The sequence below is a fragment of the Gilliamella sp. Nev5-1 genome, from assembly GCF_001690895.1.
In the GTDB taxonomy this organism is placed as follows: domain Bacteria; phylum Pseudomonadota; class Gammaproteobacteria; order Enterobacterales; family Orbaceae; genus Gilliamella; species Gilliamella apicola_C.
Map to the genome: position 1 here is coordinate 14,524 of NZ_LZHO01000088.1, position 15,087 is coordinate 29,610.

At 35.0% G+C, this 15,087-nt stretch carries 13 protein-coding genes and 1 tRNA gene; 1 reads left to right on the forward strand and 13 read right to left on the reverse strand.

Annotated features, from left to right (window positions below):
- Positions 1 to 38: 38 nt before the first annotated feature.
- The 3 genes from A9G41_RS12010 to A9G41_RS12020 all read right to left on the reverse strand — a co-directional run bounded on the left by A9G41_RS12010 (position 39) and on the right by A9G41_RS12020 (position 2,650).
- Positions 39 to 824, reverse strand: a complete 786-nt coding sequence (locus A9G41_RS12010) for a transposase (protein WP_065582356.1) — start codon at positions 822 to 824, stop codon at positions 39 to 41.
- 846 nt (positions 825 to 1,670) lie between these two features.
- Positions 1,671 to 2,396 (reverse strand): outer membrane protein, encoded by a 726-nt coding sequence (locus A9G41_RS12015; RefSeq protein ID WP_075539750.1) that lies wholly within the window; start codon positions 2,394 to 2,396, stop codon positions 1,671 to 1,673.
- Positions 2,397 to 2,574: 178 nt separating this feature from the next.
- Positions 2,575 to 2,650, reverse strand: a tRNA-Asn gene (locus A9G41_RS12020).
- Positions 2,651 to 2,798: 148 nt separating this feature from the next.
- On the opposite strand from A9G41_RS12020, the gene A9G41_RS12025 reads away from it, so the two are divergent.
- Positions 2,799 to 3,374, forward strand: coding sequence for a TIGR00730 family Rossman fold protein (locus A9G41_RS12025; protein WP_075539751.1), 576 nt, complete (start codon positions 2,799 to 2,801; stop codon positions 3,372 to 3,374).
- 57 nt (positions 3,375 to 3,431) lie between these two features.
- On the opposite strand, the gene fruA is transcribed toward A9G41_RS12025, so the two are convergent.
- From fruA to glnL, 10 genes are all read right to left on the reverse strand, one after another.
- Entirely contained in the window at positions 3,432 to 5,126 is a 1,695-nt protein-coding gene (gene fruA, locus A9G41_RS12030; RefSeq protein ID WP_065582354.1) for a PTS fructose transporter subunit IIBC, read from the reverse strand.
- 9 nt (positions 5,127 to 5,135) lie between these two features.
- Positions 5,136 to 6,071, reverse strand: coding sequence for a 1-phosphofructokinase (gene fruK, locus A9G41_RS12035; RefSeq protein WP_065582353.1), 936 nt, complete (start codon positions 6,069 to 6,071; stop codon positions 5,136 to 5,138).
- Positions 6,072 to 7,274, reverse strand: coding sequence for a fused PTS fructose transporter subunit IIA/HPr protein (gene fruB / locus A9G41_RS12040; protein WP_075539752.1), 1,203 nt, complete (start codon positions 7,272 to 7,274; stop codon positions 6,072 to 6,074).
- 225 nt (positions 7,275 to 7,499) lie between these two features.
- A complete protein-coding gene (cra, locus tag A9G41_RS12045; RefSeq protein ID WP_065582351.1) occupies positions 7,500 to 8,504 on the reverse strand; it encodes a catabolite repressor/activator in 1,005 nt (334 codons plus the stop codon).
- A 189-nt stretch (positions 8,505 to 8,693) separates the two neighbouring features.
- On the reverse strand, positions 8,694 to 9,449 hold the full coding sequence (locus A9G41_RS12050; protein WP_065582350.1) for an iron ABC transporter ATP-binding protein: 756 nt from the start codon (positions 9,447 to 9,449) through the stop codon (positions 8,694 to 8,696).
- Positions 9,446 to 10,417, reverse strand: a complete 972-nt coding sequence (locus A9G41_RS12055) for an iron chelate uptake ABC transporter family permease subunit (RefSeq protein WP_065582349.1) — start codon at positions 10,415 to 10,417, stop codon at positions 9,446 to 9,448. Before A9G41_RS12055 ends, A9G41_RS12050 begins: the two co-directional genes overlap by 4 nt.
- Complete coding sequence (locus A9G41_RS12060; protein WP_218057956.1) at positions 10,407 to 11,366, reverse strand: ABC transporter permease; 960 nt, start codon at positions 11,364 to 11,366, stop codon at positions 10,407 to 10,409. The genes A9G41_RS12055 and A9G41_RS12060 overlap by 11 nt, the downstream gene beginning before the upstream one ends.
- 8 nt (positions 11,367 to 11,374) lie before the next feature.
- A complete protein-coding gene (locus tag A9G41_RS12065) occupies positions 11,375 to 12,328 on the reverse strand; it encodes a siderophore ABC transporter substrate-binding protein (protein ID WP_065582348.1) in 954 nt (317 codons plus the stop codon).
- 218 nt (positions 12,329 to 12,546) lie between these two features.
- Entirely contained in the window at positions 12,547 to 14,001 is a 1,455-nt protein-coding gene (glnG, locus tag A9G41_RS12070; protein ID WP_065582347.1) for a nitrogen regulation protein NR(I), read from the reverse strand.
- An 11-nt stretch (positions 14,002 to 14,012) separates the two neighbouring features.
- Entirely contained in the window at positions 14,013 to 15,062 is a 1,050-nt protein-coding gene (gene glnL / locus A9G41_RS12075; protein ID WP_065582346.1) for a nitrogen regulation protein NR(II), read from the reverse strand.
- Between the last annotated feature and the right edge of the window lie 25 nt (positions 15,063 to 15,087).

Here is a 15,087-nt window from a genome sequence, read left to right on the forward strand (position 1 = left end):
AAAATTTATGATAAAACGTCAAATTATCAAATTAATTGTTAATTATTATCTTCTTCTTTATATTTACACCAAATGGCAAGCGCATCACAGTGCCAATACTTCATCATTTTGCACCAATTAGATCGCCATTTACGCACGGTATCGTTGTGTAAGTTAAGTGTTTTTGCTATTTGCAAATTATTTGTCCCAGAAACAATCAAATCAATAAATTGTAGCCATAATTCTGGTTTTGGAATATGGTTTAAGCTGGTATCTCTTAAAATATTAAAACTATGTCGACAACATCGGCAACGATAGCAAGCACGATTTCCAACTTTAGTTGTTTCGTTGGATCCACAATATATGCAGGTTTGATTTTGTTCACCCAATAAATTCGTTACTTTGTCTTTAATTATTTTATATTGTTGTTCTAAAGTTGGAATTAATGTTGTTTGTTTTTTATGAGTATACCAATTATGTAATGATGGATAATTGTTTTTAAGATAATTAATAATTGCACATTCCCGACGAATAACTTTTGCCAGTGAAATATCAAGCTGTTTAGCAATATTGTTATAACTGATATTTTTTATACGGCTAATAAAAATAACTTCTAATTCATTAAATGGCACTAAACGACGGAAAGGAGTGTTGGTTGAAGCAGTAAAATATTTATGACAAGCTTTACAGCGGTATGTTTTAGTTGGTTTTGACCGAACTTTATAAAACTTAGTATTTTTACAAAATGGGCAAACTTCTACATGTTGTGATGCTATTTTTTCTAGATTATGATGAAAAGCTTTAAATTCATCATGCAATTCGGCTGGTGCGAGTTCATAAATCATTTTTATTCCCTTATCGCTTATCCTTGTAAATATTATCAGATTTTTCCCTAAACATATAGCTTTATTGACATTTTTTGCATTTATTACTTTGAGTAATGTATTTATTGTATTGATTTATATTTTTCTGTGGTTTATTTATAGTAAATACTGTTAATAATTCATCGACGAAGATGGCTATTAAAAATATAACTATCGACTAAAATAGCACAGCAAAAAGTAGAAAATTCTCTATAATACAAGCAAAAGAAGATTCAGCCATAAAAATGACCAAGCACTAAATTATGATTATTTTAAAATAAGCTTATGTTGACGCTTTTCTGACTTTAATGGTATATCAAAAAGCAAGGGGATCAATAGCATTATAAGCGGGTATACCAAGCATATTACGAGTTAAAGTTTAATCCACAGGTAAAAAACGTATTGCCCGACGAAAAGTAGAAAATATATCGGCAAGTAAAATTATCTGCTGTTTACAAATTGGAAAATAGAATTAGAGATTGTTTTTCAGACTACTAACAACTAATCAAATAGTTTGCTGTAAATAACCAACGCATTGTAAGCTTAGCAGTTCAAGCATGTGGAAAATCAATACTGATATTTCTTATTATGATTTGCAATATGAATACTCTATAATAAATCATCTTTACGATTAAGCTACATAGACTCTTAAATATTTTTTACAAATTTATAAAATATGACGCCTATTGAACATGAAACATTGACATAGGTAGCGTAATTTTTTAAATGAGATTTATACTAACTATGAGGGTTTTTGTAACTAATTTTGATGCAGCACTTGTTAATCAACTAAAAAGGGCTACAGCCCTTTTTAGTTTAATCAATTAATTAGAAGTTATAACGAACACCTGCTAATAAATCAATTGATCTTAATTTACCACTAGCATTAGTTCGATAGTATTCGTTATATTCTTTAATGGTTACTTTACCAGCATCTACATAACGAGCGGTGAAATCAAGAGCTAGGTTATTATTAACTTTATAAGCAGCCCCTGCAGCAACATTCCATGCAAATTTAGTTTTTGTTTTTGATAATGAACGTTCATAATCAACACCATCATCAACAGAAACATTCCACTTTTCTTTATGACTATGCTCTAATTTGGTGAATGCAACACCTAATCCTGCACCAACAAATGGAGTAATTGGTGAGTCTATTTCAATATCATAATAACCGTTCAACATTAACGTATTCATGCGTACTTTTACTTTTTGCGTAGTGCGACGGCGATAATCCTCATATGTGTTATATCTATTTTCTTTTTTCTCTGCATTACCACGTAAAGTATAAGATAATTCTACTCGAGCTGGCACGTCATAATCATAAAGGTTGTAACCTAAATTTAAAGCACCTGCTAATTTAGTTTTATGCATTGAGTCGAAAATATTGCCTTTCACTATACCACCATGTCTATAATGTAAAGTATCTTCAATGTCACTCGCTTTTAAAATAGTAGCACCTAATTGCCCGCCTAAATAAAATCCATTTACCTCAGCGTAAGCAAGATTTGAGAAACACGCAAATGTTGTAAGTGCAATTAATGTTTTCTTCATTTTATTTCCTTTTCTTTAATTATTTCTGGCTATTAAAAAACCTATTGATTATAAAACATTAAATTTATAAGATCTATATCTAATATTATTGGAAATAAATTTGTATGATTTGATATGGGTTATTAGGCGACAGGTAATCTACTATAAGCAGGCTATAAAAATTGATTGATTGATTGATTGGCTCCTCCAACAGGACTTGAACCTGTGACATACGGATTAACAGTCCGCCGTTCTACCGACTGAACTATGGAGGAACACTTAACGGGTAAAATATTAACGATCTATGGCGATTATGTCAATATCTAAAACACTAAACACAACCGAATGCTCAGCTCGTAAACAAATAAAGTGATTGCTGTGCTAAAATAGTAAGAAAATAACGTAGTGGGTAGAATAAAATTTATGAAAAAAAATATTTGTGTTTTTTGTGGTGCTAATGATGGAAGCCACTTTGAATATCGTACACAAGCAGAACTGTTAGGTAAAACTTTAGCTGAACAAAATCGACGCCTAATTTATGGCGGTGGCAATAAAGGCTTAATGGGGGTGATTGCCAATTCAGTATTAGAGCATGGCGGCAAGGTCATTGGTATTATTCCTAAACTTTTAGTCGAAGCTGAAACTGCTCATCATGGTATTACACGTTTGGAAGTAGTTGATAATATGCATCAACGAAAGGCAAGACTTGCAGAGCTTGCTGATAGCTTTATTGCCATGCCAGGTGGAACAGGCACACTAGAAGAAATTTTTGAGGTATGGACAGCCATGCAAATCGGTTATCATGAAAAACCCGTTGCATTGTTTAATGTAATGGGATTCTGGCAACCTATGCTCAATTTTTTACAACATGCTGTGAATGAAGGGTTTGTTCGAGATAGTTTTTATAAAACATTAATCGTTTCGGAAGATCCACAATCGATATTACAACAAATAGATCACTTTATTCCTAAAGATTTACAGCGTTGGGTAAAAAAATAATGTATTGATGATAAAAAACGCCATCTTTTGATGGCGCTTTTATTTATATGATTAAAATTAAGCGGCAGTTGCAGCTTCTGGCTCTGGTTGTTTAATAAATGCATAAGCCACACCAGCAATAACAGAACCTGTCACAATAGATAACAAGTAGCCAACTACAGGTTTAACCACGCCAGGAATCGCTAAGGCAAATAACCCACCATGTGGCGTCATTAATGTTGAGCCAAAGGCTAACGCCATGCCCCCAGTAATTGCCCCACCAATAATACAACATGGGATAACACGTAATGGATCACGAGCAGCAAATGGAATTGCCCCTTCGGATATAAAGCATAAGCCTAATACCAATGAAGCTTTACCACTTTCTTGTTCAGTTTTAGCAAATTTTTTGCTCGCAATAAGTGTCGCAAGTCCCATCGCTAAAGGTGGAACCATACCACCAGCCATAACCGCTGCCATTGGTGCATAAACTTGTGCTGAAATTAAACCAGTACCAAATGCGTAAGCAACTTTATTAATTGGCCCACCCATATCAGTACACATCATTCCGCCTAAAATAGCCCCCAATATAACCGCATTCGCCGTACCCATTGAGTTTAACCATACTGTTACAACGTTCATTAACCATGCAATAGGGGTACCAACAATAAATTGCATCACAAGGCCTGTAATAAGCGTTGCAAATAGTGGTACGATTAGTATCGGTTTTAATGCCTCTAGCGTTTTTGGTAATGGTAAATATTTTGTGATTAATAGCGCCAAATAACCAGCAAAGTAACCAATAATAATCCCACCTAAAAAACCTGCACCAGTTGATACCGCAAGTAAACCACCCACAAGCCCCGGTGCAAGCCCAGGTCTATCAGCAATAGAATAAGCAATATAGCCTGAAAGCAATGGCACCATAAGCGAGAAAGCAAGCCCTCCAATTTGAGCTAAATGCGGTTCACCTATTAATTTTTGCACCCCTTCAACCATTTCAAATGAACCAAAAGCAAATGAAAGTGCAATAATCAAACCACCTGCAACCACCATTGGTAACATGTAAGATACGCCAGTTAATAGATGTTGATAAACACCTTTTTTCTCATTACTTGCCTTAGCTGTTGAGGAGTTTGCTATTGGCTGATAAACCGTTGCTTCTTCAAATGCTTTATCAAATTCTTGTGCTGTTTTTTTCAGGGCAGGGCCTGTTTTGGTACGATAAAGTTTTTTACCCGCAAATTTGCTTAAGTCGACATCGATATCACATGCAGCGATAACCACATCGGCAGCGGCGACTTCTTCTGGCGTTAATTCATTACCCACACCAACTGAACCACGAGTTTCAACTTTACACCACCACCCCCGTTTTTTGGCTTCTTCTTCAATGGCTTCTGCCGCCATAAAAGTATGAGCAACACCGGTTGGACAAGCAGTAACAGCAACAATACGTTTTACACCATGACTTGGCGTTGCTGTTGGTGCCACCTCAGTAGATTGTTCATAGACACTTGCTTTACTTTGTGCATCAGTTAAAATCTGTTTTGGATTAGCAAAAAGTTGATTTAAGTCTTCAACGACATACACTTTTTTGCCAACCACAGATTTATCACTTATGGTTCCCGAACCGACAGCAACAATAACGTCTGCCGATACAGCAGTGTCAACCATGTTTAAATTTAAGGCATTTGCCGCTAAAGCTAATTCGGCTTTAGCTAAACGTCCATTAACTGGACCTGCATGACTACCTTCAATAATATATATATTCATGAATACTCCTTATGCAGCAATTATTTCAATTTTTTCTAGCATATTATTTACAGCTTGGCGCTCAGCGATACCAACACCAGCCTGTCCAACCGATAGAGCCGCAACGCTTGATGCAAAGACTAAAGTGTCTTTAATTGATTGCTCAGTGATTAAACCATACATTAAACCAGCGACCATTGAATCGCCAGCACCCACAGTACTAACTACTTGGCATTTAGGTGGTTTTGCTAACCATGCTTCATTTTTAGTAACCCATAATGCACCTTTACTTCCAAGCGAAATGATAACATTGTCAACGCCGCAATTAACTAATTCCATAGCAGCTTTTTTTACATCATCCAATGTCGATAATTTGCGACCTATCCACATTTCAAGCTCTTTATCATTTGGTTTAATTAACCATGGTTTTGCTTTTAAGCCTGCGACCAATGCATCTCGACTACTATCGAATACAATTTTTGGACAAATCGTTTTAACTTGTTCCATCCAATTTGTAAATTTATCAAGTGATACTCCAGCAGGTAAGCTACCGCTAATAGCAACCATATCAATGTCTTTTAACCATTCAAGAGAATTTTTTACAAAGCTTTGCCAGTCTTGCTCACTAATAGTAAAGCCTGAAAAGTTGAGATCTGTTACTTCACTATTTTCTTCGGTCAATTTAACATTAATACGTGTACGTCCCGCAATTGTTTCGAATTTATCAACCACATTTAATGATTTAAATAATAAATTAAAGCCATCACGATTTTCTTTACCTAAAAATCCACCGACAGTTAGTTGAACGTCTAAATCAGACAAAACCTTAGCCACATTGATGCCTTTACCAGCAGCAAGTAACGCATTGGTTTGGACTAAATTAACATCACCAAGCTCCACTTTTGGGCAAAAACCTAAAAGATCATAAGCAGGATTTAAGGTGATTGTTGCAATACGATAAGTCATTTAAACACCCTCACCTAGACCGCTTTCAATCGCTTTACCAATAGCATCAAGTGCTTGAGCCGCATCATCGCCAACGGCGGTAAATTTTAATCGACTGCCTTTTTTGGCACCCAATGCAACAATTTTCATTAAACTCGTTGCACTCACTGGCTCGCCTTTGCCATCTAAATTAGCAACAGTTACTTTACTGTTAAATTCTTTAACGAGTTTGACTAAAACGGATGATGGGCGAGTATGTAAACCATTCTCATTAGGAATAATAAATTCACGACTTAATGATTCATTATTTGATTCGGTAATAGACGACTCATTTGGAGAGGTTGATTGAATTTCTGATTCATCAGATCCTACGGTTTGAGAACCAGATAAAAGAAGATTGATAAGCCCATCAGTATTTGCTGATAATAGTAACGCTAATTTTTGATTAAAAGCTAAAGTTGCAATGTTATTTATAATTTCAGAAACAGAATCATCAACGACTGACATAGTAATAAGTAACTTAGCAGGCTTATCATCTTCATTAAGATTACTAATTGTACGGCTAATCGCCATCGCATTTTTTAAATTACCTTCTTTGCTATCATTTAACCAAACACCCTCGCCTAGGTAAGTTGGTTTATTATCTAATACATCAGCAATAAAACTTGCATTGACTGCATTTTGCTGTTTTAAACGTGATGCATTTAATGCTTGTAGCGTTGATAAACTATCAGCAGGAATATCCAATAATAATGCTGATTCATTTACAGTAAATTGACTCTCTTCTGGACTTGTTTTGCCAGTTAAAATGGCAATTGCTTCATCGGCCGATTGAATTTTTTTGATTCGTTCCTCTACCCCATCAGCACCAAGCACATGAGTGAGTTGACGAAGTAATTCTAAATGCTCATCAGAACTTGCTGCAATACCAATTGCAAGATAGGCCTTTTCACCATCATCCCCCCATTCAACACCATTAGGAAAACAAAATACTTGCACCCCTGTTTTTTTCACCAAATGGCGAGTTTTAGTTGTGCCATGGGGAATAGCAAGACCGATACCTAAATATGTCGCTGCTTGAGATTCTCGTTCAAGCATGCCATCAACATAACCATCTTCAACATATCCTGCTTGGGTTAATGCCGATGCAACTTTCTTTATTGCTTCTGTTTTATTTGTAGCTTGCTCATTTAAATGAATGTTTTCTTTAACTAAATGAAACATATAATAAATACCTCTGGGTTAAAATGTTGGGTCGACTAAAATGACTCAGCAAATATAAATCCTTGAATTAACATTATTGAATCGTTTCAGCAATAATGAATAAATTAATATTAATTATCAAATAAATTATTTCTATTGATCAATAATTTGTGATCTGGATCTTATTTTTTATTTAAAATTTAAACTGTTTTAGAGCCAATATAGCGTTTGGTGTCTATCAATATCTTAACGGCTTAAGCTACCTCGATAGATCAATCGCCTCGGAATTATTGTCGTACCTGATTGATAATTCTCGTTATGCAGATAGTTTAAAAACAGTTTTATTGTTACATTGGCAACTTCTTTGTGATCTTGTGAAAGCGATATGACTTTACATGGCAAAAAGTCTAATAACTCATTATCACCAAAGGTAGCAATCGTTAAAGCTTCGGGTAGATGTCCAAATTTTCTTAAAATTGCATCAATACTTCCTTGTAATAAAGAAAAAGAAGTCGTAAAAATGCCATTAGGCATTTCATGGTTTTCTAACCATTGACTAAAGGCAAAATCAGCATCTTGACGACTATAATTATTTGCATATAAAAAATCAATTTGACTACAATTATTAAGTTGAATATCTTTAAAACCATCTAAACGAAGTTGACTAACCGATAAGTTGGGCAAAGCCCCAATATAAACTACCGAATCTTCTACAAAGTTATTAAATGCTTGAGCCAGTAATTTAGAATCTTGTTTATCGGCACCTACAATATTTCTAAATTTAGATATGGATAATATTCTATCGAGTGCGAATAATGGAATCTTTTCGTTTTGCCAGTCATCATAAAAAATATAATCCTGAGCAGAAACGAATGATGATGAAATAATCAAAGCATCTACCCTGCGTTGCTGAAGATGTTTGACGCACTCTTTTTCGATTTGTGGATTGTCTTCAGAACACGCGAGTAATAATTGATATCCCTCTTTTCTTACTAGTTGTTCTAAATAATTGGCAATGCGGGTGTAACTATTGTTTTCTAAATCAGGAATAATAAAACCGATAGTACGTGTTTTACCAGCTCTAAGCCCTGCTGCTACGGCATTAGGTTGGTAATTATGCGCTTTTACCACCGACATGACTTTTTCAACTGTTTTGTCACTCACGCGGTACTTTTTGGCTTTTCCATTGATCACATAACTCGCTGTTGTTGTTGAGACACCAGCCAAAAGAGCGATTTGTTCTAATTTCATAACACCATCCCAACTAAATATAGTTAGTTATTTAACCTGAATCAAAATAATTTGTAAATATTGATTATCATGACTACTCAATAAGTTAGCTGTATTTTACGTTTTATACAAAAAGCCTAAAGATAAAAATGACTAATCAAAAAAATAGGATTTAGTTAGATCTTACCAAAATAATAAGTACATTAATCATTAGTAATAAATAGCAATATTTTGATCATGGACATTTTCAATTTTGACGGGCGTATCAAATATATCTTCTAAAATAGTCGAATTCATAATTTGTTGTGGGCTGCCTTGGTATATTAGCTCGCCATTTTTCATGGCTAAAATGTAATCTGAATATACAGATGCAAAGTTGATATCATGAATAACAATCACAATGGTTTTACCCAGTTCATCAGCAGCACGGCGCAATTGTTTCATCATAGTGACAGCATGTTTCATATCGAGATTATTGAGTGGTTCATCAAGTAATACATATTCAGTATCTTGGCAAAGTACCATGGCAACATAAGCACGTTGCCGTTGTCCGCCAGATAATTCATCTAAAAAGCGCTCTTTATATTCAGTAAGATCTAAAAAATCAAGTGCACGATGAATATGGTTATAATCATCAGCATTTAAGCGCCCTTTGGTATAAGGGTAGCGCCCAAACCCGACTAACTCAAAAACAGTTAATCTACTGGTGAAGCGGTTTTCTTGCCTTAATACTGATAAATAGGTAGCTAATTTATCGCTTGGTGTGTTAACAACATCCATATTTTGAATTTTAACTTGCCCTTCATCGGCTAATAAAAGTCGACTTATAATTGATAGTAACGTTGACTTACCTGCTCCATTTGGACCAATGATAGCAGTAATGCCACCTTGTGTAATTGTCGCATTCACATTTTGCAATACAGGTATTGTTTGATAATTTTTACAAACATTCTCAATTTTTATCACTTTTGAACCTTTTTCAATAATAAGAAGATAAACAAAGAACCACCAATAAATTCAATGACAATAGATAATGCTCCAACCATATTTAACACTCGCTCTAAAAACATTTGTCCACCAACAAGAAAAATAACGCCTAATAAAAAAGCGGTAGGAAGTAAAAAACGATGCTGGCTAGAGCCACTAACACTATAAGCTAAATTAGCAATTAAAAGACCTAAGAAAGTAAATGGACCAACTAAAGCCGTTGATATCGATACCAAAACCGAGACAAGCAATAAAACAATCGTGATACTTCTATGGTAATTAATCCCTAGATTTATTGCATTATCACGTCCCAGCGCAAGCACATCAAATTTAAATCGCATTCGCCATAAAACGACACCAATAATTGAGGCAATCACTAATGAAAATATGATCAATACTGGTTCTGCACGTGTAAATGTCGCAAAAATACGACTTTGTAACACAGCAAATTCAGTTGGTGTCATTAGTCGCTGCAATAGATTAGAAAAACTACGGAATAATGTGCCTAAAATGATACCAATTAATAATACTAAATGTAAATTTTGCTTGAATTTAGTAAACAAACCTCGATACAAAAATAGAGAAAATAAGATTAATAAAAGTGATTCAAATACAAATTTGCCGATAATACCGATATAAGGAATGCCTTGTGTATCAATACAAAAGATCACAACAGTTTGAATGAGCACAAACAGAGATTCAAATCCCATAATTGATGGAGTTAATATTCGATTATTGGTAACCGTTTGAAAAAGTAATGTCGACGTCGCAGCTGAAAAGGCAACTAAAATCATAGTTAGCATAATCCATGTTCGATGGCTCAAAATGTAACTGATATTGCCCTTAAGACCGAAGGTCATAAAGCAAGTTACGCAAATTAGCGCAATAATAAACAATAAAATTACTCTTTTTTGGCATAAAGCATGGCGTTTTTGGCTAACTAACATGGCGTTTCCGACCCAACAATATTAAAAAAATAATAGCGCCAACCACGCCCAAAATCACACTAACTGGAATCTCAAACGGATAGCGAATAATGCGCCCAATGATGTCGCAAATTAAAACTAACCCACTACCAAACAAACAGATCCATGGAATAGTTTTACGGACATTATCACCAAATAATAAACTAACAATATTTGGTACAATCAATCCTAAAAAAGGCAAAACCCCCACAACCACAACCACAATACCACCAATTAATGCAATAACAATAAGTCCTGTCAACATAACAAGTCGATAATTAAGCCCCACATTAATTGAAAAATCTCGACCCAAACCAGCTACAGTGAATTGATCAGCGCTCCAACATGCGAGTAACGTCAATCCACCAACTAACCATAATAGTTCATAACGACCTTGCAAAACCCCTGAAAAATCCCCCGATTCCCAACCACCAAGTGATTGTAATAAATCAAAATACATGGCAAAAAACGTAGTAATTGCACTAATAACCGCTCCTAACATAATACCAATAAGTGGTACCATCAAAGCAGATTTAAAAATGACTTTTCGAGAAATTACCATAAAAATCATTGTGCCAATCATGGAAAATAAGCTGGCAACGACCATTTTAGTCATAACACTTGCGCTAGGCGCTAAAACCATCATAACTAATAAACCAAGGCTAGCTGATTGCGTTGTACCAACCAAAGATGGTTCAACAAATCGATTTTGTGTTAACAGTTGCATAATTAAACCTGCAACACTCATCGCACTTCCCGCTAATAATAAAGCGACAGTTCTTGGCACACGGCTGACAAAAAAAATCTCGCGCATGTTACTATCAGAGCATAGTTCCAATAGCGTCACATGCCCAGCGCCAATAAATAAACTTATTGCAGTCATTATCAATAAAATGAAAATGCCTGCAATAATATAAAAGGACTTAATCATGTTTTACATCAATTCGTTGATGTTTTTTGTAAAGCTTCACGAATTTGATCTATCAAACGGCTATAAGTTTGAATACCGCCTGCAATATACATTGAAGTTGAATCTAAATAGATAATTTGTTTATTTTGCCATGCTGCTGTTTTTTGAATTAAGTCGTTGTTTAGTACTTGCTGTGCAGATTGTGCTTCTTTATTACCAATTGCACTATCTCTATCTAACACAAACAACCACTGCGGATTAACACTTAAGATAAATTCAGAGGTCACCGCATTACCATGACGACCAGCTTCTTGGAAGGTGGTTGCAGGTTGAAAACCAAGTAGATCAAACACAAAACCAAAACGAGATTTTGGACCATAAGCCGACATTTTACCACCATTAACCATAATCACTAATGCACTACCTGCCGCGCTTGTCTTTGGTTTTAGCTGTTCAATTTTTTGATTAAAATCATTAATAAGTTTTTTAGCTTCGTTTTGTTTATTAAAAATAGTGCCTAATTGCTCTGTTCTTTGGGTTAAACTACCTAAAAAGTCTTTCGGATCAATATCTAAAGAAAGTGTTGGAGCAATATCATTCAATTTTTTATAAGCATCAGTTGCACGACCACCAGCAATAATAATATCAGGTTGAATTGAGCTTAATACCTCATAATTTGGTTCAAATAAGGTTCCAACATTAGTATAGGCTTTATCGCTATATTTAGATAAGAAATCTGGTAAATGTACATCAGATTGAGGAACAGCCGAGACAGGAATATTCAAAGCATCAATAATATCAAGTGTTGCAATATTAAAAACAACAACTTTTTTCGGATTTTCAGGAACATCTGTTTTACCTTGAGCATGTTCAACAGTAATCGTATTTGCTGGTGTTTGCGATTCTTTTTTATTGTCACACCCAACTAAAACAAGTAATGCGGTAAGTAAAACTAAAAATTTCACTTTAATATATGAATACATTATAACTCCTAATTATCAGCCTAAATAAAAAACTATAAAACAATGATTATAATAATTATCATTTACATCATGATTGTAACCAAAAAATAGGTAGGGTTCAATGAACTTTATATATTTAACAAAGCAATATATTATTAGAGACAAGTGAAATAAATGTGAAATGGATAAATAGGCTAAAAAGCTATCGATTTATTCGATAGCATAATTCATGTTAATAGTTAGAAAACTTTATTGGGATCACGCGATAACTCTTTAAGTTTTCGAGTTAATGTATTTCGCCCCCAACCTAAGAGATAAGCCGCATCTTGTTTATGGCCACGGGTAAAATTGAGTGCACTTTTTAATAAGATGTATTCAACATCATTTATTGCCTCCGTCAAAATGCCATTTTTACCCTCTATCAAAGCTTGCTTTGCCCACTGTGCTAATAATACTTTCCAATCTGCTTCTTGCTGAGAAAAGTCATTTTCGGACAAAGCCATCGTTTCATTTGTAATAATAGTTTTGGTAGCAGATAACGGCAATAACTCTGGTGGTAAATCTTGAACTAAAACCTCTTGATTTGAAGACATTACCGTCACCCAACGACAAGCATTTTCAAGCTGACGCACATTGCCTGGCCAATTAAACCTACATAAAACACCTAATGCCTCAGGACTAAATACTTTACTTTCTACACCTAATTCTTTAGCTGTTGTATGTAAAAAATGATCAGCAAGCTTTGGAATATCTTGCGCTCTATCACGCAATGGCGGGAGCAAAATGCGAATCACATTTAAACGGTGGAATAAGTCATCTCTAAATTTACCTTCTCTTACTCTTGCTTCTAAATTTTGATGGGTTGCAGCAATAATTCGAACGTCCACTTTTACAGGTGAATAACCACCAATACGATAAAACTGCCCATCTGCAAGCACCCTTAATAGTCTAGTTTGAACATCAAGTGGCATATCGCCAATTTCATCTAAAAATAAAGTACCACCATTAGCTTGTTCAAAACGTCCATGCCTAATTTGAGTTGCCCCTGTAAATGCCCCTTTTTCATGCCCAAAAAGCTCAGCTTCAATCAAATCTTTAGGGATTGCTGCCATATTTAACGCAATAAAAGGGGATTGAGAACGGGGACTATGAGTATGTAATGCCTTAGCAACCAACTCTTTACCTGTTCCTGACTCACCATTAATTAACACACTAATCGATGATTTAGATAATCGCCCAATAATACGAAATACTTCTTGCATGGAAGGAGCTTCGCCAATAATACCTGCTGATGCTTTCGCAGGCGTATTATTACTGGTTTTGTTGCTCTGAGTTTGTAAAATAGCCCGCTCAACCAGCTGAATCGCTTCGTCCACATCAAAAGGTTTTGGGATATAATCATAAGCACCTTTTTGATAAGCATTAACTGCAGCATCAAGATCAGAATGTGCTGTCATAATAATAACAGGTAAATTTGGCATTTGCTCTTTTACATGATGGAGCAATGTTAACCCATCAAGCCCGGGCATTTTAATGTCGGAGATTAATACAGCGGGTTTTTGCACATGTGTATCTAATGCCTCAATAACTTCTTGGCCACTAGCAAAGCTAACACAATTGAAATTTGCATTCGTTAATGCTTTTTCTAATACCCAGCGAATAGAACTATCATCGTCGACAATCCAAACATTCATTTTAATTTACCTCACTGCCTAATTGGCAAATAGATAGAAAATTCTGTATGCCCCGGCCAACTATTAAATTCAATTTTACCATGATGTTGATCAACAATATTATGCGCAATAGAAAGACCAATGCCTGTCCCACCTTCATAACCGCTCACCATAGGATAAAATAAGGTATCTTGGATATGAATAGGAACTCCTGGTCCGTTATCTTCAATATCAATACGAGCACAAAGCCGATAGCGCTGACCATGTAAGGTAACCTGAAAAGCCGTTCGTGTCCTAATGATAATTTTACCAACTTTAGAACCAATAGCTTGTAAAGCATTACGAACAATATTCAAAATCACCTGCTCGATCTGTTCCGAATCATGAATTAAATCAGGTAAGCTTGGATCATAATCACGCAGAATTTCAATATTGATCGGTTTTTCCAAACAGAGTAAAGCATAAATACGTTCTATTGCTTGATGGATATTTTGTTCTTTTTGTTGCAATCGTTGTTGTGGACCTAATAATCTGTCTACAAGTTTTTTCAATCTATCCGCTTGTTCAATAATAACTTTTGTATAATCTTGCAATTCATTTTTGGGTAGCTCTCGTGATAATAATTGGGCAGCACCTCGAAGTCCGCCTAGTGGATTTTTGATTTCATGAGCAAGGCCTCGGACTAATTCACGAGCAGCACTCTGCTGGGCTTGTTGCAATTGTTCTTGGCTAAGGCGTTTGTGATTATTTAACGGAGCCATTTCAATTAAAATTCGAGTACCACCTAATAGTTGAGCTGTCAATGATAAAATATGTAATTCATTATTAATCACTAAATTGACTTCGTTGTCTGTAAAACCTTGATTTTGATTTAATGCACTTAGCATTAAATCAATATCTAAAGAGAAATAACCAATTAAATCGGTCAGGTGACTTCCTAATATTTTTTTAGAACTTTGCGCTAATAATTGCTGTGCAGCCGTATTGGCATAGAGAATATTGAGTTTTGTATCGAGTAATAAAATACTTGTAATCATCGAATCAAGAACAAGATTAGCGTCAGGTTCACTATCAAATATCATCGTTGGGTTCCCGTCCTGATTAGAA

Excerpts from the sequence above, each read along its gene's own strand:
- A9G41_RS12010 (WP_065582356.1), bottom strand. The coding sequence starts at position 824 with ATGATTTATGAACTCGCACCAGCCGAATTGCATGATGAATTTAAAGCT.
- A9G41_RS12015 (WP_075539750.1), bottom strand. The coding sequence starts at position 2,396 with ATGAAGAAAACATTAATTGCACTTACAACATTTGCGTGTTTCTCAAAT.
- A9G41_RS12025 (WP_075539751.1), top strand. The coding sequence starts at position 2,799 with ATGAAAAAAAATATTTGTGTTTTTTGTGGTGCTAATGATGGAAGCCAC.
- fruA (WP_065582354.1), bottom strand. The coding sequence starts at position 5,126 with ATGAATATATATATTATTGAAGGTAGTCATGCAGGTCCAGTTAATGGA.
- fruK (WP_065582353.1), bottom strand. The coding sequence starts at position 6,071 with ATGACTTATCGTATTGCAACAATCACCTTAAATCCTGCTTATGATCTT.
- fruB (WP_075539752.1), bottom strand. The coding sequence starts at position 7,274 with ATGTTTCATTTAGTTAAAGAAAACATTCATTTAAATGAGCAAGCTACA.
- cra (WP_065582351.1), bottom strand. The coding sequence starts at position 8,504 with ATGAAATTAGAACAAATCGCTCTTTTGGCTGGTGTCTCAACAACAACA.
- A9G41_RS12055 (WP_065582349.1), bottom strand. The coding sequence starts at position 10,417 with ATGTTAGTTAGCCAAAAACGCCATGCTTTATGCCAAAAAAGAGTAATT.
- A9G41_RS12060 (WP_218057956.1), bottom strand. The coding sequence starts at position 11,366 with ATGATTAAGTCCTTTTATATTATTGCAGGCATTTTCATTTTATTGATA.
- A9G41_RS12065 (WP_065582348.1), bottom strand. The coding sequence starts at position 12,328 with ATGTATTCATATATTAAAGTGAAATTTTTAGTTTTACTTACCGCATTA.
- glnG (WP_065582347.1), bottom strand. The coding sequence starts at position 14,001 with ATGAATGTTTGGATTGTCGACGATGATAGTTCTATTCGCTGGGTATTA.
- glnL (WP_065582346.1), bottom strand. The coding sequence starts at position 15,062 with ATGATATTTGATAGTGAACCTGACGCTAATCTTGTTCTTGATTCGATG.